A 20682-nucleotide genomic window follows, 5' to 3' on the forward strand; every position below is an offset into this window, starting at 1 on the left:
GAACCCGGTCCCGAGGCTGACACCTCGGGACCGGGGCTCCAACGTCCCACGACACTAAATCAAGGAGGATTCGTGGAACTGCAACAGGAACGGCGCAGACGCATGCCGAGGCGGACCATGGCCGGTCTCGCCCTGGCGGCGTTGATGACCGCATCATTCGCTGCGACGACGACATCGTACGCCGCCGACGAAGAGCTCGTGCTGAACGGCGGCTTCGAGAACGGCACGACCAACTGGATCGTGAACAACGGCAACGGAACCGACGGCGGTACCCTCGCCACGACGACCGATGCCTACTCGGGATCGAGCGCGGCCGTCATCACCGGGCGCGCCACCACCGGCTCGGGCCCGATGCAGGACCTGACCGGCAAGGTGACGGGCGGGCAGACCTACACGCTCAAGGCCAGGATCAAGTACGACAACGCCAACGGGCCCGCGACGAAGCAGTTCTTCGCCACGATGCACTACGGCGGAAGCACGTACACGAACCTCGTCAGCGTCACGGCGACGAAGGGGCAGTGGGCGTACATCAACGGCACCTTCACCATCCCGGCCGGGCAGAGCGTGGCGACCGCCCGCGTCTTCTTCGAGACGCCGTGGACGCAGACGCCGTCGACCGCGCCCGACACGCACCTGATGGACTTCACCCTCGACGACGTGTCGATGGTCGGCGCGCCGCCACCCCCGCCGCCGTCGAGGACCGTCGAGGTCGAAGGCCGGCTTCCCGGTGACCACAACCCCCTGCTCGGCCATAAGTTCGGGGCCGATGGCTTCGGCTTCGTCGACAAGGGTCGCGTGTACATGTACATGACGAACGACACCCAGGGCTACGCCCCCAACCCGGTCACCGGAGTCTCTCCGCAGATCAACTACGGGGCGATCAACCAGGTGACGCTCATCTCGTCGACCGACATGGTGAACTGGACCGATCACGGTGAGATCCAGGTCGCCGGACCGAACGGCGTCGCCCCGTTCACGAACAACTCGTGGGCCCCGGGCATGGCCAAGCAGGTCGTCGACGGCGTGGAGAAGTACTACCTCTATTACGCCAACGGCGGTGGATCGAGCAATGTGCTCACGGGTACGAGCCCGCTGGGCCCGTGGACGAGTGAGCGCACGAGCACGCTGATCAACAGCAGCACTCCCGGTGCGCAGGGCGTCTCATGGCTCTTCGACCCCGCGCCGCTGGTCGACGACGACGGCGAGGAGTACCTCTTCTTCGGCGGCGGCCCTGCTTCGACGAGCATGCCGGCCGCTGAGCGCTTCAACAACCCGAAGAACATCCGCGTCATCGAGCTCGGCGACGACATGATCTCGACGGAGGGCACCGCCGCCGTCGTCGACGCGCCGGTCGCCTTCGAAGCGGCGCAGGTGTTCAAGCGTGGAGAGAAGTACTACCTCTCGTACTCGTCGCACTTCGGGGGAACCGACTTCGGCGGCAGCCAGACTCCGCTGCCGGGGTACCCGGGCGGCGGCCAGATCGGCTACATGATGTCGGAGGATCCGATGTCGTGGCCGAAGGAGGCGTACGCCGGCGTGATGTTCCCGAACCAGTCCCAGTTCTTCGGATCGGGCACCGGCGGCAACAACCACCAGTCGGTCTTCGAGTACGAGGGCAAGTACTACTTCACGTATCACGCGCCGACGCTGAACAAGCGCATCAACGGCGACAGCACGCAGGGGTACCGCAGCCCGCACATCGAGGAGCTGACGTTCAAGGCCGACGGCACCGTCAACCAGGTGGTCGGTACCTACGCGGGCGTCGACCAGGTGCGAGACTTCGATCCCTTCCGCGTGTTCGAGGGCGAGACACTCGGTTGGACGAAGGGCGTCGCGACGGCCAAGATCGACGGCGGTTCCTCGGAGTTCGGTGCCTCGGCTCCGAACCTGGTGGTGAAGGACATCGACGCCGGTGACTGGACGGGCGTGTCGTCGGTGGCGTTCGGTGAGAACGGCGCGGCATCCGTCACGGCCAAGGTCAAGCCACTGCAGGCCGGCGGTGCGATCCAGGTGCGCCTGGACTCCGCCGATGGTGCGGTCGTGGGCACGATCGACGTCGATGGCACGACCGGTGCATGGACCGAGGTGACCGCCGACCTCGAGGGGGCGACGGGCACGCACGACGTCTACTTCACCTACAGCGGCGCCGCCGGCGACCTGTTCGAGGTCGACACGTTGGCGTTCACCGAGGGCGAGGCGGCTCCGTCGCTCGACGTCGCGGTGACCGCCGGCACCCGATGCATCGCCGGCAAGGCGGTTGTGACGGTGCAGGCGAGGAACCACGAGGACGTGCCGGTCTCGGTCGTCTTCGAGTCGTCGTTCGGCACGAAGTCGATCGCATCGGTTGCGCCCGGGAAGAACGCGGTGCACGCGTTCACCACTCGTCAGCAGACCGTGCCGGCCGCCGCGATCGTCGTGAATGCGACCGCGACCGTTGACGGTGTGCCGACTGCCGTATCGCTGAGTGCGCCCTACGAAGCGCGGTCCTGTGGCTGAGTGAGCGCGGCGGCCAGCGCCCTCGCTCTCCTCGCTCATCGAGTGAGGGGAACCCGGGGCGCGGGCTGCCGCTTCCGCACACGCGCGCGGCGCGCAGCAGCGGCTGAGCCCAGGGCGAGCCGGGGCGAATAGGCTGGTGCCCGTCGGTCGGCGTTCGGAGGTCGCGCCGAGTGACCCGAGCACGATGAGTGCGCCGAGACATCCGCGAGACAGGAGACGGTCGTGAGCGACGTCGAGACGGGGGAGCGCCCCGAGAAGCTCGGCATCCGCGAGGTTGCCGCGCTCGCCGGCGTCTCGCACATGACCGTCTCGCGCGTGCTCAACGGGCACCCCAACATCCGTCCCGCTACCCGGCAACGCGTGCTCGACGTCATTCAAGAGCTCGACTTCAAGCCCAACAGCGCAGCGCGCGCGCTCGCGACGCAGCGCACCCAGCGCATCGGCGTCATCGTCGACAGCTCGGTCGAGTTCGGGCCCACCAGCACGCTGCGGGGCATCGAGTTCGCCGCCCGCTCGAGCGGGTACTCGGTGGCATCCGTCGCGCTGCAGGACGACGCGAACCTGACGCCCGAGACGGCGGTGAGCCACCTGATCGCCGAGGGGGTCGATGCGCTGTGCGTCGTCGCGCCGCGCTCGTCGTCGGTGTCGGCGCTCCGGCGCATCTCGATCGACGTGCCCGTGCTCGTGGTGAAGGCCGCGAAAGACCCGACGTTCCTCACCGTCAGCGTCGACCAGCAGCTCGGCACGACGCTCGCCGTCGACCACCTCGTCTCGCTCGGCCACCGCGACATCCTGCACCTGGCCGGCCCGCTCGACTGGCTCGACGCCCGTGGTCGCGAGCGCGCGTTCCACACGCGAATCGAGCAGTGGGGCCTGAAGGCCCGCCCGATCGTCGTCGGCGACTGGACCGCCGACTTCGGCTACGACTACGCGGTGAACCTGAAGGGCGTGCCCGAGTACACGGCCATGTTCGTCGCGAACGACGAGATGGCGCTCGGTGTCGTGCACGGCTTCCATGACCGCGGCATCCGGGTGCCCGAAGACGTGAGCGTCGTCGGCTTCGACGACCTGCCGCTCTCTCGACACTTCATCCCGCCGCTCACGACGGTCCGGCAGGACTTCCATGCGCTCGGAATCAAGGCCATGGAGGTGCTGCGCGCCGCTCTCGAGGGCCGCGAGATCCCGCAGCGCTCGAAGATCCCGAGTGAGTTGGTCGTGCGCTCGTCGACCGCGCCGCCGAGGTCGTCATGACCGAGCGGGATGCCTCGGCACGGCCGGTCGTCGAGATGACCGGCATCACCGTGGTGATCGAGGGAACACCGGTGCTGCACGGTGTCGACCTGCGGTTGTTCGGCGGCGAGATCCATGCGCTCATGGGCGGCAACGGTGCCGGCAAGTCGTCGATGGTGAAAGCCCTCACCGGCGCCTACCGCGTCGACGCCGGCGAAGTGCGCATCGACGGGGAGCCCGTCGCCCTCTCGGGTCCGGCCGCGGCGGAGGCGGCCGGCGTCGCTGCGGCCTTCCAAGACGTCGACCTGTGCGGCAATCTCTCGATCGCCGAGAACGTGATGATCGGTCACGAGGAGCGACGCTGGTACGGCATCTCGTGGCGGGCCACGCGGCGGCGGGCCGTCGCGGTGCTGCAAGAGCTGGGCCTCGGCGAGCTCGATCCCAAGCAATCGGTGTCGGCGTTGTCGCCGGCCATCCAGCAGCTCGTCGCCATCGCCCGGGCGCTCGTGACCCAGCCGAAGGTGCTCGTGCTCGACGAGCCCACCTCGAGTCTCGACGCCGACGAGGTGGCCACCCTCTTCCGGGCCCTGCGTCGCCTGCGTGAACAGGGCGTGGCGATCCTCTTCGTCTCGCACTTCCTCGAACAGGTCTACGCGATCAGCGACCGCATCACGGTGCTGCGCGACGGCCGTGGGCAGGGGGAGTACCCGACCAGAGAACTCGATCGCGCCGAACTGATCTCGAAGATGATCGGCAAGGACCTCACCGAGCTGCGCCGCATCGGGTCGGAGCGACGCGCCCACCGCGCCGATCCGACCGGCGAGCCCGTGTACCGCGTGGTCGGCCTCGGCAAGCGGGGCGACTTCGATGCGACCGACTTCGAGTTGCACCGCGGCGAGGTCGTGGGCCTCGGTGGCCTGCGGGGTTCGGGCCGGAGCGAGTTCGGCCAGCTGCTCGCGGGCGTCGTGCGGGGCGACTCGGGAACGATCCAGATCGACGGTCGCAAGGTCGTGCTGTCGAGTCCCGCCGCGGCGCTGCGCCACCGCATCGCGTTCGCGAGCGAAGACCGACGCGATGGCGGCATCATCGAAGAGCTGAGCGTGCGCGACAACATCGTGCTCGCGCTGCAGGCGATCAGGGGCTGGGCGCGCCCGATCTCCCACGCCGAGCGCGACGCGCTCGTCGAACGATTCATGGAGTCGTTCGACATCGTCGCGCCCGGGCCGGATGCGCCGGCGAAGCAGCTCTCGGGCGGAAACCAGCAGAAGGTGCTGCTCGCGAGATGGCTCGCCACGAGACCCCACGTGCTCGTGCTCGATGAGCCGACTCGCGGCGTCGACATCGCGGCCAAGGTCGAGATCCAGGCCCGCGTGGCCGAGATGGCGAGAGACGGCGTCGCCGTGGTGTTCATCTCCTCGGAGCTCGACGAAGTGGTCCGGCTCAGCGACCGCATCGCGATCCTCAAGGACCGCCGCAAGATCGGCGAGGTCAGCAACGGGCCGGGGCTCAGCGTCGACACGATCATCGAGATGATCGCGGCCGCCGACGAAGACGACGCGTAGCGCGCCGTCGAGAGCTTGCGCTGCCGTTTCCGGAACGTTATGTTTCCGGGAACAATCAGTCTTGCGCTCCTGAAATTGTTCCCGGTAACATGCTGAAAGCGGCACGCATCGAGCGGAGCTGCAATCACACAGCCCTGCATGAGCGGGGAGAAGCCGGCAGCAGTGCCGGATCTCAAGGAGGAGATCACATGTCAGTTCAGAGGCGATTCACGAAGATCCTCGGCCTGGCGGCCGTCGGCGCGCTCAGCATCGGCCTCGCCGCGTGCTCGAGCGGCGGCGACAGCGGTTCGGGTGGTGGCGAGGGCGACCTCACCACGGTCGGGTTCGTCGCGGTCGGCCCCGAGGGTGCCTGGCGCGAGGCGAACGAGACGAACATCCAGGACACGTTCACGAAGGATGCCGGCTTCGACCTGAAGTACGCGCCGGCCACGAACCTCGACCAGAAGTCGCAGATCGACGCGTTCACGTCGTTCGTCGACGAGGGCGTCGACGTGATCCTGCTCTCGGCCACCGAGGCATCCGGCTGGGAGGACTCGCTCGCTCGTGCGCAGGAGGCGGAGATCCCCGTGATCCTGCTCGACCGCGGCATCGAGCCCGAAGACACGAGCCTCTACGTCACCCGCATCGCCCCCGACAACGTCGAGGTCGCCAAGGAGGTCGGCGCCTGGGCTGCAGAGCAGTTCCCCGACGGCGGCAACTACATCACCCTCGAGGGCCCCGCCGGCGTCGGCGTGGTCAACGAGCGCAACGAGGGCTGGAACGAGTCGGTCGAGGGCTCGAAGCTCGTGCAGGTCGCCGCGCAGACCGCGAACTGGTCGGCCGAAGAGGGCAAGAGCGTCACCGAGACGCTGCTCAAGGCCAACGGCAACAACATCCAGCTGATCTTCGCCCAGAACGACGAGATGGGTCTCGGCGCGGCGCAGGCCGTCGAAGAGGCCGGCCTCACGCCGGGCGTCGACGTGAAGATCGCGACGATCGACGGCACGCTCGCCGCCATGGAGGCGCTCGCCGACGGCCAGCTCAGCTACGTGCACGAGTACAACCCGCTGTTCGGTGAGACCGCACTCGAGGTCGTCGAGAAGGCGCTCGCCGCCGACTCGGTGGAGTCGTACATCATCGTGCCGAGCGAGGCGTTCGACTCGGCCGAGGCAGCGCAGGCCGTGCTCGCCGACCGCAAGTACTGACGGTCGCCGCACCGCGCGAGCGGTTCAGCAACTGAGGTGCGGGGCCGGCTGCCACAGCGGCCCCGCATCGTCGTCCCACCGAATCACCGAAGGGCCGGCCGCGTCGACGCGGTCGGAGCACAGAAATGCGACTGTCATGACTGAAGCACTGCCCCTCATCGAGATGCGCGACATCTCGATCGAATTCCCGGGCGTCAAAGCGCTCGACGGCGTGGACTTCCGCCTCTTCCAGGGCGAGGTCCACGCGCTGATGGGCGAGAACGGCGCCGGCAAGTCGACGCTCATCAAGGCGCTCACCGGCGTCTACAAGATCGACGGCGGCTCCATCGTCGTCGCCGGTCAGGAGCGCCAGTTCCACGGCACGAGCGACGCGCAGAGCGCCGGCATCTCGACCGTCTACCAAGAGGTCAACCTCGTCACCAACCTCTCCATCGGCGAGAACGTGATGCTCGGCCACGAGGTGCGCGGGGCGTTCGGCGTCAACTGGCGGGCCACGCACAAGGCCGCGACCGAAGCGCTCGCGACGCTCGGCCTCGAACACCTCGACACCCACAAGCCGCTGTCGACGCTCTCGATCGCGCTTCAGCAGCTCGTCGCGATCAGCCGCGCGATGGCCGTCAAGGCGAAGGTGCTCATCCTCGACGAGCCGACCTCGAGCCTTGACGCGGCCGAGGTCGAGGGGCTCTTCCGCGTGATGCGGGTGCTGCGCGATCAAGGCGTCGCGATCCTGTTCGTGTCGCACTTCCTCGATCAGATCTACGCGATCAGCGATCGGCTCACCATCCTGCGCAACGGCCGCTACGAGGGCGAGTACCTCACGCGCGAGCTCGACCGCCACGAGCTGATCTCCAAGATGATCGGCAAAGACCTCAGCACGCTCTCGTCGCTCGGCGGCAACCGCCGCGCCGAGGAGCGCGACTACGCCGCCGAAGAGCCGCTGCTCTCGGCGAAGGGCATCGGCCGGCGCGGCTCCATCGAGCCCACCGACCTCGACATCCACCGCGGTGAGGTGATCGGCTTCGCCGGCCTGCTCGGCTCGGGTCGCACCGAGCTCGCGCGCCTGCTCTACGGCGCCGACCGCACCGACGAGGGCGAGATCACGCTGCACGGCGCACGCGTCGACATCAAGAGTCCGGCCGACGGCCTCGGCAAGCGCATCGCGTTCTCGACCGAGAACCGTCGCGACGAGGGCATCATCGGCGACCTGACCGTTCGAGAGAACATGATTCTCGCGGTGCAGGCCGAGCGCGGGTGGGCCCGGCCCATCCCGCGCAAGGAGCAGGACGAACTCGTCGAGAAGTACATCACCGCGCTCAACGTGCGGCCCGCCGACCCGAATCGGCTGATCAAGAACCTGTCGGGCGGCAACCAGCAGAAGGTGCTGCTCGGCCGCTGGCTCGCGACCACGCCAGAGCTGCTGATCCTCGACGAGCCGACGCGCGGCATCGACGTCGGTGCGAAGGCCGAGATCCAGGAGGCCGTCGCGGCACTCGCCGAAGACGGCGTCTCGGTCGTGTTCATCTCCTCCGAACTCGAGGAGGTCGTGCGCCTGAGCGAGCGGATCATCGTGCTCAAGGATCACCAGAAGATCGGCGAGATCGTGAACGGCCCGACGGTCACGGCGCAGCAGGTCGTCGACGTCATCGCGGCACATGGTGTCGAGGCGGCCGCGCACAGTGGCATCATCGATGCCGAAGCAGGTCTGCACCCGAGCGACAGCCGGCAGGCGAGCGTGCATGCGCTCGCCGCGGCGAAGGAGGAATCATGAGCACCGATGCTCGATGGTCATGGCTGCGCGAACTCATTCGCAAGCCGTTCTTCTGGGGGCTGATCGCCATCGTCGCGCTGCTCGCCCTGAACGTGCTGAAAGACCCCAACTACCTCGCGCTCTCGATCAACCCGGTCAACGGCAATCTCGTCGGCAACGTGGTCGACATCCTGCGGGCCTCCGCGCCGATCCTGATGATCGCGGTCGGCATGTCGCTCGTCATCGCGACCGGCGGCATCGACCTCTCGGTCGGCTCGGTGATGGCCGTCTCGGGCGCCGTCGCGATGGTGTTCATGAAAGAGGCGGGTGAGTCGGGCTCGCTCGGGGCCGCGCTCGGCGCGATCGGCCTCGCCCTGCTCGTGAGCGCGGTGCTCGGCGCAGTGAACGGCGTGCTGGTGGCCTACGTCGGCCTGCAGCCGTTCATCAGCACGCTCATCATGATGCTCGCCGGTCGCGGCATCGCGAAGGTGATCACCGAGGGGCAGAACACCTCGGCGACGAACGACCCGTTCCGCTGGATCGCGAACGGGTTCGTCATCGGGCTTCCCGTCGTCTTCCTCCTCGCGATCCTGATTGTGCTCGTCGTCGGCTTCGTGGTTCGCCGCAGCGCGCTCGGCCTCATGATCGAGGCGATCGGCATCAACCCGAAGGCGAGCCGCATGGCGGGCATCAAGCCCAACGGCCTGCTGCTCACCGTCTACATCCTGAGCGCCGTGCTCGCCGGCATCGCCGGCATCATGTCGGTCGGCACCGTGATGACGGTCGACGTCTCGCGCACCGGCTATCAGATGGAACTCGACGCGATCCTCGCCGTCGTCATCGGCGGCACCTCGCTCGCCGGCGGCAAGTTCTCGATCGGCGGCGCGGTCGTCGGCGGCCTGCTCATCGCGACCCTCGACAAGACCATCGTCTTCCTCGGCATCTCGTCGTCGGCCACCCCGGCATTCAAGGCGATCGTGATCGTCGTGCTGTGCCTCCTGCAGTCCGAACGGGTGCGCAGCTGGTTCGTGCAACGCCGCAGGCCCCCGCAGGGGCGGATGACACCGAGCCCGGCTCCGGTGAAGCAGGAGAACCAGGAGGTGACGGCATGACCGCCGTGCAGACCCCTCGGGCCGACTCGTCGGCCGAGGCATCCGCAGTCTCGAAGATCGTGGCCCGGGTGAAGCGCGTCGTCGCTTCGAATCCCTCGGTGCTGCCGACCGTCGCGGCGATCGTCATCTTCATCGGCATGGTGATCTACGGCGAAGTGGCCTACGGCCGCATCGTGCAGGCCAACACGCTGTCGAACCTGCTCATCAACAACGCGCACCTGATCATCCTCGCGGTGGCGATGACGTTCGTGATCCTCACGGGCGGCATCGACCTGTCGGTCGGCTCGGTCATCGCGCTCTCGAGCGTCGCCGGGGTCATGCTCTCCAACGCCGGCTGGGATCCGCTCGTCGTGATCGTGCTGATGATCCTCATCGGCACGGTGTTCGGCCTGGCCAGCGGCATCCTGATCCAGTACTTCAACGTGCAGCCGTTCATCGCGACGCTCGCGATGATGTTCCTCGGGCGAGGCCTCGCGGCCCTGCTCAGCACCCAGCCCGAGCGGCTCTCCGAGGATTCGCCGATCCGATGGCTCGGCGAGCAGTTCAAGGTGGTCGACGGCGAGAAGGTGAACGACGTCGTGGTCACGCCCGGCGTCGTTATCGCGCTGCTCGTCGTGCTCGCCGCGTTCTTCGTGCTGCATCGCACGCGCACCGGGCGCACCGTGTACGCGATCGGCGGCTCCGAGAGCTCGTCGGCGCTCATGGGCCTCGCGGTGCCGCGCACCAAGGTGCTCGTGTACGTCATCAGCGGCACGCTCTCGGGTGTCGCCGCCGTGGTCTACACCTCGCGCCTCGGCATCGCACAGAACATCACCGGCATCGGCTGGGAGCTCGACGCGATCGCCGCGACCGTGATCGGCGGCACACTGCTCACCGGTGGCTACGGCTACGTGCTCGGCTCGGTGATCGGCGCGCTCGTGCTCGGGCTGATGAACGTGCTGATCACGCGCGATGGCGGCATCCCGCCCAAGATGACGACGATCATCACGGGCGGCATTCTGCTGGTCTTCGTGCTGCTGCAGCGCGCCGTGACCTCGAAGCGGCATACCTAACCGCCGGGCTCCGCGTCGTCGACGGCCGGCACAGAGAAGGGCCGGATGCCTCGAGGCATCCGGCCCTTCGTCGTTCTCGGGTGAAGTGGGCGACCCGTCAGTGTGCGCGGGCGTACTGCGGCGCGTCGGCGCGGGCGCCTGCCGTCGCGAGCGCACGGGAGGTCAGACGGTCGTGATCAGTGCGGCGCGGGCAGCTGCACGGAACCGCGAATCGGTCGCCGTCGTGCGTCACGAACTCGACGTGCTCGGTCGGTTCCTCGTGCTTGCGTCGCTGCCACATGATCGACTCCCTTCACTTGAGAGACGACGGATGCCGCGATTCATGACGCAACTCGGCCCCTGTCTCTCCGCTGCGCCCTGGGTGCGAACCGACCCGAGAGCTGGGGTGCAATGAGCTCATCGTCAACCCCTAGGGCGCAATTGCAGCGGCTGTTATCGTGGCCCGTGAACGGAACCCCCGGACCTTGGGCGCCGCGCTGACCGCACGCGCGACCGGGGGGAGTAACTCATGGATCGCATTCTCTACGCAGGACACGACTTCGCCACCGCGACCGACATCGCGCGGGCCGTGCTCGACTATGCGGGCACACTCGCACAAGTGGGCAGGTACGCGACGATCGACATCCCGATCGTCGCCCTCGATGGTGCCCCATCGACGGCGACGTTGCTGCTGGGGCCGGCGCTGCCGATCGCGAGCCGACCCATCCAGGGCCCGGCGATCGAGCTCGTCGACACCGGCACCGTCAGCGCGCTGCGCGATGCCGCCGAGCGATTGCGTTCGCCATCTGAGGCGCACTGGATGATCGATCGACGGCGCGATGAGCGCATGATCGACGAACTCGACTTCGACCGGCGCTGACGAGCGAGCGGTCTGGTGGTGTGCCGCGCCGTCAGAAGATGATCGCGCGGTCGACCAGCTGCCGCGCCACGAGTGCGATCGGCAACTGGTTGCTGCGAGCGTGGTGACGCAGCAGCTCGAACGCCTCCTCCATGGGCACGTCGTGCGTGTACGCGAGGATGCCCTTGGCCTGCTCGATCGTGACCCGCGAATTCAGTGCCTGCTGCAACTGCGCCCGCGCCGCGTCGCTCGCCCGTAGCGTGCGTTCATGGAGGATGCCGATCGTCGCGACATCCGCCAGGGCCTGTGCCGCTCGCAGATCGCGCTCGCCGAGGCTGCGATGCTCGTCGAGGAAGAGGTTGAGCGCGCCGATCGTGGTCTCGCGCAGTCGCAGCGGCACCGCGTAGACACCGGTGAAGCCCTGCTCGCGCGCGGCCGCACGGAACTCATGCCATTCGGGCCGAGCCTGCTCGATGTCGGGAACCGAGACGACCGATGCGGTGCGGAAGCTCTCGATGCACGGGCCGGCCTCGGCGCCCAGCTGCATCGTCTCGACGAGCCGGCTCTCTTCGCTCGTCGAGGCGAGCACCTCGAGTTCGCCGCCGTCGTCGGCGAGCAGCAGTCCCGCCGCTGCGACCTCGAGCGTCGACGCGCACGTGTCGACCAGGGTCTGCAGCAGGTCGACCACGTCGTAGTCGTCGATGAGGGTGTCGGCGAGCGTCGCGAAGACGTCGACGAGTCGTTCATCCCTGGTCAACTCGTTCATCGGGCATCCTCGATGGCGTTGTCGGCGCGCTCGAAGCTCAGCCGCCGGGCCAGCAGGTCTTCGGCGATCTCGCGCATCGACCGGCTCTGCGCGAACGCCTGCCCCTGAATCAAGAGGTGGGCGTCTTCGGCGGAGATGCCGAGCTGCGCGATCACGAACCCGGTGGCCTGGTGGATGATGCGACGGGAGTTCGGTGCGCGGTCTTCGGCGGTGTCGATCACCGAGTCGGCCGTCTGCATGGCCCGGCGCAACACGTGTCGACTGACGATCGAGGCGAGCACTTCCGAGCGCTTGGTGTCGCGGGTGCCGAGTTCCATCGGCTGCACGGTGTACAGGTCGAGCGCCCCGATGCGCAATGGCCCGATGAGCAGGGGAAAGGCGAACAGGGCACCGATCTCCTGCGCCGCGACGGCGTCTGCGAAGGCGGGCCAGTGCCGCTGCATCGTCGCCTGCAGGTCGGGCTGCAGCACCGGCGCCCGGAGTGCGAGCGCATCCCAGCATGGGCCTTCGCCCGCGTCGAACTGCACCTCGTCGAGACGAGCGGCGAGCTGGTCGCTCGCTTCGACCGTCTGCGTGCCGAGGAAGTCGCCGAGCGTGGAGATCGCCGCTCCGGTGACGGGGATCGCCTCGAGGATCGGCGCGGTCAGCTCGTCGTCGGCACTCTCCATCTGCGAGAGGGCGCTCGCCGCGGCAGCGAATCCGTCCATGCCGAAAACGTTACTCCCCGAGCCCCGCGTCGCAACGGGTGGACATGCCGAGCGGCGTGTGCGACCGGCTGCGAACCGCCGGGGCTGCGTTCTCACAGCCAGAAGGTCTACCCTGAAGCGTGACTGCTGACGAAGCTCCGGTCGAGGTGGAGGCTCCTACTGAGCCCGCCGCGACGACATTCTCCGACCTCGGGCTCGATGGTGCTGTGCTGAAGGCGCTCTCCGATGTCGGCTACGAGACCCCCTCCGCCATTCAGGCCGCGACGATTCCGTCGCTCCTCGCCGGGCGCGACGTTGTGGGCCTGGCTCAGACCGGCACCGGCAAGACGGCCGCGTTCGCGCTGCCGATCCTCGCACGCCTCGACCTCTCCCAGAAGACCCCCCAGGCCCTCGTGCTCGCCCCGACCCGCGAGCTCGCGCTGCAGGTGTGCGAGGCGTTCGAGAAGTACGCCTCGCACCTCAAGGGCGTGCACATCCTTCCCGTCTACGGCGGGCAGGGCTACGGCGTGCAGCTCTCCGCGCTGCGTCGTGGCGTGCACATCGTGGTCGGTACCCCTGGCCGCATCATGGATCACCTCGAGAAGCGCACGCTCGACCTCTCGGAGCTCAAGTACCTCGTGCTCGACGAGGCCGACGAGATGCTGAAGATGGGCTTCGCCGAAGACGTCGAGACGATTCTCGCCGACACTCCCGACACCAAGCAGGTCGCACTGTTCTCGGCGACCATGCCGGCGACGATCCGCCGCATGTCGAAGCAGTACCTGCACGACCCCGAAGAGATCACGGTCAAGACGAAGACGCAGACCTCGGCCACGATCTCGCAGCGCTACCTGGTCGTGTCGTACCAGCAGAAGGTCGACGCCCTCACCCGCATCCTCGAGGTCGAGAACTTCGAGGGCATGATCGTCTTCGTGCGCACGAAGAGCGTCACCGAAGAGCTCGCCGAGAAGCTGCGCGCACGTGGATACTCGGCCGCGGCCATCAACGGCGACATCGCCCAGGTGCAGCGCGAGCGCACGGTCAACCAGTTGAAGTCGGGCAAGCTCGACATCCTGGTGGCCACGGATGTCGCGGCGCGCGGCCTCGACGTCGAGCGCATCAGCCACGTGGTGAACTTCGACATCCCGACCGACAGCGAGCCCTACGTGCACCGCATCGGCCGCACGGGCCGCGCGGGCCGCACCGGCGACGCGATCAGCTTCGTCACGCCGCGAGAGCGCAGCCTCCTCGCCCGCATCGAGAAGGCCACGCGCCAGCCGATCGTGCAGATGCAGCTGCCGAGCGTCGACGACGTCAACGTCACGCGCCTCGCGCGCTTCGACGACCGCATCACCGCAGCGCTCGGCCAGAACGAGCGCATCGACGGCTTCCGCGACATCATCGCCCACTACGTGCGCAACCACGACGTGCCCGAGGCAGATGTCGCCGCGGCGCTCGCCGTCGTGGCGCAGGGCGAAGCGCCCCTCCTGCTCGAGCCCGAGGCGGCACGCCGCGCCGAGCGCGAGTGGGCGGCTGATCGCCCCGCCCGAGGCGACCGGCCCGAGCGCGGTGACCGGCCCGAGCGTCGCGACCGCGGTGACCGCTTCGACCGTGGTGACCGGCCCGACCGCGGCGATCGCCCCGAGCGCCGCCAGCGACCGAGCAGCGGCCCGATGGCCACCTACCGCATCGCCGTCGGCAAGCGCCACAAGGTGGAGCCGCGCCAGATCGTCGGCGCCCTCGCCAACGAGGGGGGCCTCAGCCGCGGTGACTTCGGGGCCATCCAGATCCGCCCCGAGTTCTCGCTCGTCGAGCTGCCGGCCGACCTCTCGCAAGAGACGCTCCAGCGTCTCGACGGCACCCGCATCTCGGGCCGGCTCATCGAGCTGCGGCCTGATCGCGGCGGACCGACGCGCCGCAGCGACGACGGCGACGGCGAGAAGCCGTTCCGGAAGCCGCGACACAAGGGCTGAGCGAGCGGATGCCGGTGGCGACGGCTGGCTCGCGACGCATCCGCGTGCGCAGCCTCGTGGCCGCCGGCGTCTGCCTCGCGCTCGGACTCGGCCTGCAGCTGATCCATCGCACGCCGGTCGTCGACGTGCTCGGCAGCGCCTTCGACCCGGTGGACCTGGTGGCCTACGCGGCCGGCGCGCTGCTCGCCTGGCTCGTGCAGCTCGTCGTCGTCGACCGGCCTCGCGTACGCTCGTTGTCGGGCGAAGCCGCGAACCCGAGCTGAGCGCGGCCCGCCCGAGACCTGACGAGACCCGAGCGCCATGGAAGGCGGGTGAACATGCCCGACGACGAGCTGCACGACGGCCGAGGCCCCACCCGGCCCCGCGGACGCCGAGCGGCCCCTGCTGCATCACCTTCGCCCCTCGCCGGGGCGGTCACTGCGGTGCTCGCGATCGTGGCGGCATCGGCTGCGTGGGTGAGCCGAAACCGGCTCGCCACAGGCGTCGCCGTCACCGCGCTTGCGACCGCCGGCATGCTCGCGGGCGGCATGGCGCTCATGCAGCCGGCCGGTGGCTCTGCGCCCGAGCAGGAGGCCTCGACCTCGATCGACGATCCTCGCCCGACGTCGACCCGGCCCACGGCTCCGACCCCGTACGGCCCTGTGCTGCCGACCCCGGTGCCGCCGACATCGCCGCCCGCCGAGACGACGCCGCCGGCCGAGAGCGTCGAGCCGCCGGTCGACGACCCGGCGCCCGAGCCGACGACGGCGCCCGAGCCCGGCGACGACCACCCGGGTCAGGGCAAGGGCCCGAAGAAGCCGAGATGAGCCCGCGCCACAGCCCAGCTACAACCACTTCTTGATCTTGAACACCGTGTAGAGCCCGATGCCGAAGAGCACCATCGCGCCGAGCGCCATCGGGTAGCCGAAGGTCCAGTGCGTCTCGGGCATGTCGTCGAAGTTCATGCCGTAGACGGTGCCGATCAGGGTCGGCGCGAAGATGATCGCCGCCCACGACGAGATCTTCTTGATCTCGTCGTTCTGCCGCAGGCTCGTGTCGGTCTGGCGTCGGGCCACGAGCGCCGAGTGCACCGTGAGCGCGTTGTCGAGGATCGCGCGGAACGAGCCCACCCGTTCGTTGATGCGGATGGCGTGATCGAGGACGTCGCGCAGCGACCGCTGCAGCTCGACGTCGACCCGGTACTTCTCGGAGCCGCGGCGAAGCCACTCGAGCATCGCCGCGAGCGGCTGCACCGCGCGCTGGAAGTTGATGACCTCGCGGGAGAGCTCGTAGATGCGCCGCGAGAGGGCGTCGTCGTCGCTGTCGCCGAACAGTTGGTCTTCAATCTCGTCGATGTCGTTCTCGAGACCGGCGACGACGGGCTCGTACTCGTCGACGACCTCGTCGAGGATCGCGTAGAGCACGGCCTCCGGGCCCATCGCGAGCAGCTCGGGGCTCGACTCCATGCGGCGCCGCACGGCCGCGAGGTCGGGCGACTCGGCGTGCCGGATGGTGACCACGAAGTCGGGCCCGACGAAGAGGTGCAGTTCGCCGAACTCCACGGACTCCTGCTCGTCGCGGTACCGCGCGGGCCGCAGCACGGCGAAGAGCGTGTCGCCGTAGCGTTCGAGCTTCGACCGCTGGTGCCCGGTCAGCGCGTCTTCGACGGCGAGCGGGTGCAGGTCGAACTCGCGGGCGACCGAGGCGATCTCGAGCGGACTCGGCCGGTAGAGGCCGATCCAGGCGAGGCCGTCATGGTCATCCATGAGGCGGTAGGTGTCGTCGAGGTTCGTGGGTGTCTCGACGCGACGTCCGTCGACGTAGACGCCGTTGTCGACCAGAGGTGACATGAGCGATCCGTTCTCGCAGGGCGCGCGGCAGCGCGCCGGTATCGGCAGGTGTGCGGATGTCGCCGCAGACCGCGCGCGGATCGGAACGCGTTCGCGCCTGCCGAGCGAAGCTCAGCGCAGGAGGGAACGGGAATGCGACGCAGCGGGGCCTGCGGCGTCGGTACTATGATCGGCCATCGCCCTCACCGCCCTTCGCATTCGGGGGCCGCTCGATGGCAGGCCCGACGGCAGAGTCTAGCCGACGCGCCCGGGAGCCCGGAACACCCGGTCGGCGCCCACCACGAGCCGAGCGCCGAGGGCGCGCACCGGGCGCGGCAGCGGCAGCTTCGCCGTGAGCGAGCGGATGCCGCGGAACCGCTCGGAGCCGTGCGCCGCACGTCGCACGACGGCCTGCTCGAACGCCCCGGCCCAGAGTTGAGTGACCCGGCGCTCGTCGAACCGCGCGGCGGTGCGCACCGCATGCGCTCGCATGCGGGCGACGCGCTGCGGCGACATCCGCTGCAGCCTGACGATCGCGGCGGCGAGGGCGTCGACGTCGCCGGCCGGCACGAGGAAGCCGTTGCGGCCGTCGCGGATGAGGTCGGCGGGGCCGTAGGGGATGTCGTAGGCGATCGGCAGGCAGCCGGCGGCCATGCTCTCGACGAGCACGAGCGGAAAGCCCTCGGAGTGCGAGGTCAGCAGCAGGAACGAGGCTTCGAGCAGCTGTCGCCGTGCGCCGGGATCGAAGCCGTGCAGTCGCACCGCCGCAGGGTCGGTGATGCGTCGCTCGAGGGCGGGTCGGCTTTCACCGTCTCCGTAGACGTCGAGGCGCACGGGCGGGCCGGCGGGACCTGCCGGCCGACCGGCCGCCGGGCCGGTCGCGAAGAATGCGGCATTCGCGCGCTGCACGGCATCGATCGCGTGCGAGACCCGCTTGCGCCGGGTCAGCGCGGCGAGCACGACGCCCCGGTCGCGCTCCCGCGGCCCCGGCCCCGGCGCCGTTGCCGGTCGCTGCGGCAGGGGCCGGGCGTTCGGGATCACCGTCAGGTGGTCGTGCCGGCCGACGAGGCGCTCGACGTCGTCGCGCTGGCGCCGTGAGAGCAGCACGACGAGGTCGAAGCCGTCGAGCTGCTCGAACACCTCGCGCCGCGAGCGGCGGATCGGATGCTGCTCGGAATCAGCGGAGCGATGCGAGGCGTGCACCACATGGGCCGTCACGATGTGCGGCCGGCGGTAGCCGAGCAGCAGCGGCGCGACGGTCTTGCTGTCGATGATCAGGAAGCTCGGCCGGCCGCCGGTCAGCGCGTCGATCCAGGCACGGTAGAGCGGCCGGATGCCTCGCCACGAGCGCACCGGGCGCCCCTCGGCGTCGCACAGCACGACCGAGCGGCCGCCGAGCACGCCGCGCACTCGGGTGTCGCGCCGGTCGCTCAGGAGCAGCGTGCCGTCATCGCGGTAGTGGTCGAGCTGGAGCGTTCGGCCCTCAGCGTCGACTCGGCTACGACTCATGATGTGCGCGCCGCGACCGTGGATCTCGATCCCATCGGCCTCGTCGGGAGTACTCGCGTCGATCGGGGTGAAGACGTCGCGATCGAGCTGCAGCGAGCCGCCGGGCAGGGGATGTCGCCGGAGCCAGTCGTAGAGGTTCGTGACGCGAACCCCGTCGACGAGCACCCCGCGCCGTCGCAACTCGAGTTCGATCTCAGGCGTATCGGTGCGGGCGTCGAACGTCAGCACGTCGACCGTCACGCCGTCGAGTCGATGGAATGCCGCCGAGCGACGCAGCAGCGCGTCGGTCATGCCCCCGAACGTGTCGGGAATCGACCAGGTGAGCGCGAAGTGCCGCCCCTCGGGCAGTCGCACGCCCGTCACGCGTGCACCCCTGGGCAGTGCACGGCGAAGCGACATCCGTCAAGCCTAACCGGGGCGTCGCGGAGCGGCTGCGCCCTCAGCCGGTGACGCCCTCGAGGAAGTCGAGGGTCTCGACGAGTGCGGCCTGCGCCTCTTCGGAGTCGAGGTGGAACTGGTACTCGTGCGGCAGCGCGGGCACGTGGTCGGCGGGCCAGAACAGGGAGGTGACGTCGACGCCCAGCTCGGCGAGGCGCGCCTCCATCGGCAGCGACTGGATCCACGTGAGCGCGTCGCCGTTGCCGCCCGAGATGTAGGTGGCCGGGAAGTCGGCGGTCACGAAGTCGATCGTCGACATGGTCGCACCCGACGAGCGCTGCGACCAGTCCTGACTGCCGGTGTAGCCCCACAGTGCGATCTTGAGGCCCCAGGCGCCGATGCCGGTCAACTCGGACATCGCGTCGAGGTCGTAGACACCGCAGTTGAGCACGACGCCCACGATCTGGTCGGCATCGAGCGCGGGGTCGACACTCATGAGGCGCGCGTAGTCGGGGTTGGTCGACAGCGTCGCCAGCTGGCTCGCCAACTGAGCACCGGCGGAATCGCCGGCGATCACGATGCGGTCGGGGTCGATGCGGTACTCCGCTGCGTCGGCCTCGATGGTCTGCAGCGCATCGTTCAACTGGTGCACCGCGACGGGGTAGGTGCCCTCGGGCCCGAGCGTGTAGTTCAGCCCCACCGTCGTATACCCCTCGGCCGCGAGAATGCGCAGGTAGGGGTCGACATTCGTCGAGTCACCGGCGATCCACGCCCCGCCGTGCACCCACACGATGGTGGGCAGCGGCTCGTCGTCGCCGTCATCGGGCGAGAACACGTCGAAGGTCATTCCCGCGTCGTCGGCATCGCCGTCGACCGGCACCGCGAGGTGCTCGGTGAGCGGAGCGTCGGTCACGTACTTGTCCATCTCGGCCGCGGTGTCGTCGCCGCCCTTCTCGAAGACGGCGCGAATCGCCATCGCCGAAGGCCACGGCGTGAGCGTCAGGACCCACGTGATCAGGAAGCCGACGACGGCGATCACCACCACCGTGCCGATGAAGCGGCGCTGCCGCCGGCCGAGCCACAATTCGTTGCCCCACGACGGCAGCGTGTTGCGCGTGTTCTTCGACGACACTCGTTCCCCCTCGACTCCGTACCCGGTCATCCTGTCGGAGAATCAGCGGCCGCGAGGCGGGGCGCACCGTCGCCCGCCGCGTTCGGCTTCGTCACATGCCGTGTTCATGATCCGTTCAGCCTCACATGGTCGGCTAGTGTCCATGCCAGACGCCCGAGGTTGCGCGTCGACCACCGAGCGATGGGACCAATCGTGACGACCCGTACGGCCGAGTACCCTCGGCCGGACCACTTCCTCCTCCACATCAGCACACGCACGTGCTCGCCGGCGGCGGTCTGCTCTACGACCGGGTCGCGAGCGAGCGGCACCTGCAGACGCTCTTCGACGAGTTCGAGGCATCCGGTGCCCGCCCCGAGGCGATCGTCTTCACCGGCGATCTCGCCGACAAGGGGGAGCCCGACGCGTACGCCCGCATTCGCGGCATCGTCGACCCCGTCGCCGAGCGGCTCGGCGCCCAGGTCATCTGGGTCATGGGCAACCACGACGACCGCTCGGCATTCCGGCGCGGTCTGCTCGGGGAATCGCGGGACGGCGGCGTGGGCGGTGTGCGCCCCGTCGACCGGGTCGACGACGTCAACGGCCTTCGCGTCATCACGCTCGACTCGACGGTGCCCGGACACCACCACGGCGAGGTTGCTCCGGCTCAGCTCGACTGGCTCGCCGAAGAGCTCTCGATGCCAGCACCGCACGGCACGATCCTCGCGATGCACCACCCGCCGGTGCCGAGTGTGCTCGACCTGGCCGTCGCCGTCGAACTGCGCGATCAGGCCGGTCTCGCCGAGGTCGTCGAGGGCAGCGACATCCGCTCGATCATCGCCGGCCACCTGCACTACTCGTCGACCGCGACCTTTGCGGGGGTTCCCGTCTCGGTCGCCTCCGCCAGCTGCTACACGCAAGACCTCAACGTGCCGGTCGGCGGCACGCGGGGCCGCGACGGCGCGCGTGCGTTCAACCTCGTGCACGTCTACCCGACGACCGTGCTGCACTCGGTCGTGCCGCTCGGCGCGTTTCCCGCCCTCGACTGGATCGACGCCGGCGAGAGCGCGAGACGCCTCGACGCCTCCGGCATCAGCATCGCGGATGCCGAGGCTGCGCCGGTCGTGCAGGAGCCACCGTTCACGATGCCCATCCCGGTGCTCGCGGGCTGACGCCTGCTCGCGCGCTGACGCACTCGGCGGCGAGGCGTTGCCCCGCCCGATCGAGGCGCCT

At 69.0% G+C, this 20682-nt stretch carries 17 protein-coding genes and 1 pseudogene; 12 read left to right on the forward strand and 6 right to left on the reverse strand.

From position 1 onward, the window contains the following. Positions 1–144 precede the first annotated feature (144 nt). The 7 genes from H521_RS0102020 (at position 145) to H521_RS0102050 (ending at position 10383) form a co-directional block, all read left to right on the forward strand. Positions 145–2496, forward strand: a complete 2352-nt coding sequence (locus H521_RS0102020; RefSeq protein ID WP_211215457.1) for a family 43 glycosylhydrolase — start codon at positions 145–147, stop codon at positions 2494–2496. A gap of 222 nt (positions 2497–2718) precedes the next feature. After that, on the forward strand, positions 2719–3747 hold the full coding sequence (locus H521_RS0102025) for a LacI family DNA-binding transcriptional regulator (protein WP_022891364.1): 1029 nt from the start codon (positions 2719–2721) through the stop codon (positions 3745–3747). Then, positions 3744–5288, forward strand: coding sequence for a sugar ABC transporter ATP-binding protein (locus H521_RS0102030; protein WP_022891365.1), 1545 nt, complete (start codon positions 3744–3746; stop codon positions 5286–5288). Before H521_RS0102025 ends, H521_RS0102030 begins: the two co-directional genes overlap by 4 nt. A gap of 188 nt (positions 5289–5476) precedes the next feature. Then, entirely contained in the window at positions 5477–6472 is a 996-nt protein-coding gene (locus tag H521_RS0102035; RefSeq protein ID WP_022891366.1) for an ABC transporter substrate-binding protein, read from the forward strand. Positions 6473–6608: 136 nt separating this feature from the next. After that, on the forward strand, positions 6609–8240 hold the full coding sequence (locus H521_RS21000) for a sugar ABC transporter ATP-binding protein (RefSeq protein ID WP_022891367.1): 1632 nt from the start codon (positions 6609–6611) through the stop codon (positions 8238–8240). Then, positions 8237–9331 (forward strand): ABC transporter permease, encoded by a 1095-nt coding sequence (locus H521_RS0102045; RefSeq protein WP_022891368.1) that lies wholly within the window; start codon positions 8237–8239, stop codon positions 9329–9331. Before H521_RS21000 ends, H521_RS0102045 begins: the two co-directional genes overlap by 4 nt. Then, positions 9328–10383: an ABC transporter permease subunit gene (locus H521_RS0102050; RefSeq protein ID WP_022891369.1), complete on the forward strand. Its 1056-nt coding sequence runs from the start codon at positions 9328–9330 to the stop codon at positions 10381–10383. The genes H521_RS0102045 and H521_RS0102050 overlap by 4 nt, the downstream gene beginning before the upstream one ends. Positions 10384–10480: 97 nt before the next feature. Here the strand turns inward: H521_RS0102050 and H521_RS0102055 are convergent, their stop codons facing one another. Then, entirely contained in the window at positions 10481–10663 is a 183-nt protein-coding gene (locus tag H521_RS0102055; RefSeq protein WP_022891370.1) for a hypothetical protein, read from the reverse strand. A 228-nt stretch (positions 10664–10891) separates the two neighbouring features. Here H521_RS0102055 and H521_RS0102060 point away from each other — a divergent pair, with 228 nt between their 5' ends. Beyond that, positions 10892–11242, forward strand: coding sequence for a hypothetical protein (locus H521_RS0102060; protein WP_022891371.1), 351 nt, complete (start codon positions 10892–10894; stop codon positions 11240–11242). Positions 11243–11273: 31 nt separating this feature from the next. Here the strand turns inward: H521_RS0102060 and H521_RS0102065 are convergent, their stop codons facing one another. Beyond that, on the reverse strand, positions 11274–11987 hold the full coding sequence (locus tag H521_RS0102065) for a GAF and ANTAR domain-containing protein (RefSeq protein WP_022891372.1): 714 nt from the start codon (positions 11985–11987) through the stop codon (positions 11274–11276). Further along, entirely contained in the window at positions 11984–12694 is a 711-nt protein-coding gene (locus H521_RS0102070; RefSeq protein ID WP_022891373.1) for a GAF and ANTAR domain-containing protein, read from the reverse strand. The genes H521_RS0102065 and H521_RS0102070 overlap by 4 nt, the downstream gene beginning before the upstream one ends. Positions 12695–12813: 119 nt before the next feature. Between H521_RS0102070 and H521_RS0102075 the strand changes: the two genes are divergently transcribed. From H521_RS0102075 to H521_RS0102085, 3 genes are read left to right on the forward strand one after another with little or no spacing between them, the layout of a single operon-like run. Beyond that, complete coding sequence (locus H521_RS0102075; RefSeq protein ID WP_051159125.1) at positions 12814–14646, forward strand: DEAD/DEAH box helicase; 1833 nt, start codon at positions 12814–12816, stop codon at positions 14644–14646. Positions 14647–14660: 14 nt separating this feature from the next. Further along, positions 14661–14909 (forward strand): hypothetical protein, encoded by a 249-nt coding sequence (locus H521_RS0102080; RefSeq protein WP_156891245.1) that lies wholly within the window; start codon positions 14661–14663, stop codon positions 14907–14909. 54 nt (positions 14910–14963) lie between these two features. Continuing rightward, positions 14964–15452: a superantigen-like protein SSL4 gene (locus H521_RS0102085; RefSeq protein WP_156891246.1), complete on the forward strand. Its 489-nt coding sequence runs from the start codon at positions 14964–14966 to the stop codon at positions 15450–15452. Positions 15453–15470: 18 nt separating this feature from the next. Here H521_RS0102085 and H521_RS0102090 read toward each other — a convergent pair whose 3' ends face one another. From H521_RS0102090 to H521_RS0102100, 3 genes are all read right to left on the reverse strand, one after another. Further along, a complete protein-coding gene (locus H521_RS0102090) occupies positions 15471–16475 on the reverse strand; it encodes a magnesium and cobalt transport protein CorA (RefSeq protein ID WP_022891377.1) in 1005 nt (334 codons plus the stop codon). Positions 16476–16709: 234 nt separating this feature from the next. Further along, a complete protein-coding gene (locus H521_RS0102095) occupies positions 16710–18362 on the reverse strand; it encodes a glycosyltransferase (protein ID WP_084511812.1) in 1653 nt (550 codons plus the stop codon). Positions 18363–18402: 40 nt separating this feature from the next. Continuing rightward, positions 18403–19473 (reverse strand): alpha/beta hydrolase, encoded by a 1071-nt coding sequence (locus tag H521_RS0102100; RefSeq protein WP_022891379.1) that lies wholly within the window; start codon positions 19471–19473, stop codon positions 18403–18405. 180 nt (positions 19474–19653) lie between these two features. Between H521_RS0102100 and H521_RS21005 the strand changes: the two are divergent. Next, positions 19654–20621 (forward strand): annotated as a pseudogene (locus tag H521_RS21005) (metallophosphoesterase). Positions 20622–20682 lie beyond the last annotated feature (61 nt).

This window comes from Agromyces subbeticus DSM 16689, assembly GCF_000421565.1.
GTDB lineage: Bacteria > Actinomycetota > Actinomycetes > Actinomycetales > Microbacteriaceae > Agromyces > Agromyces subbeticus.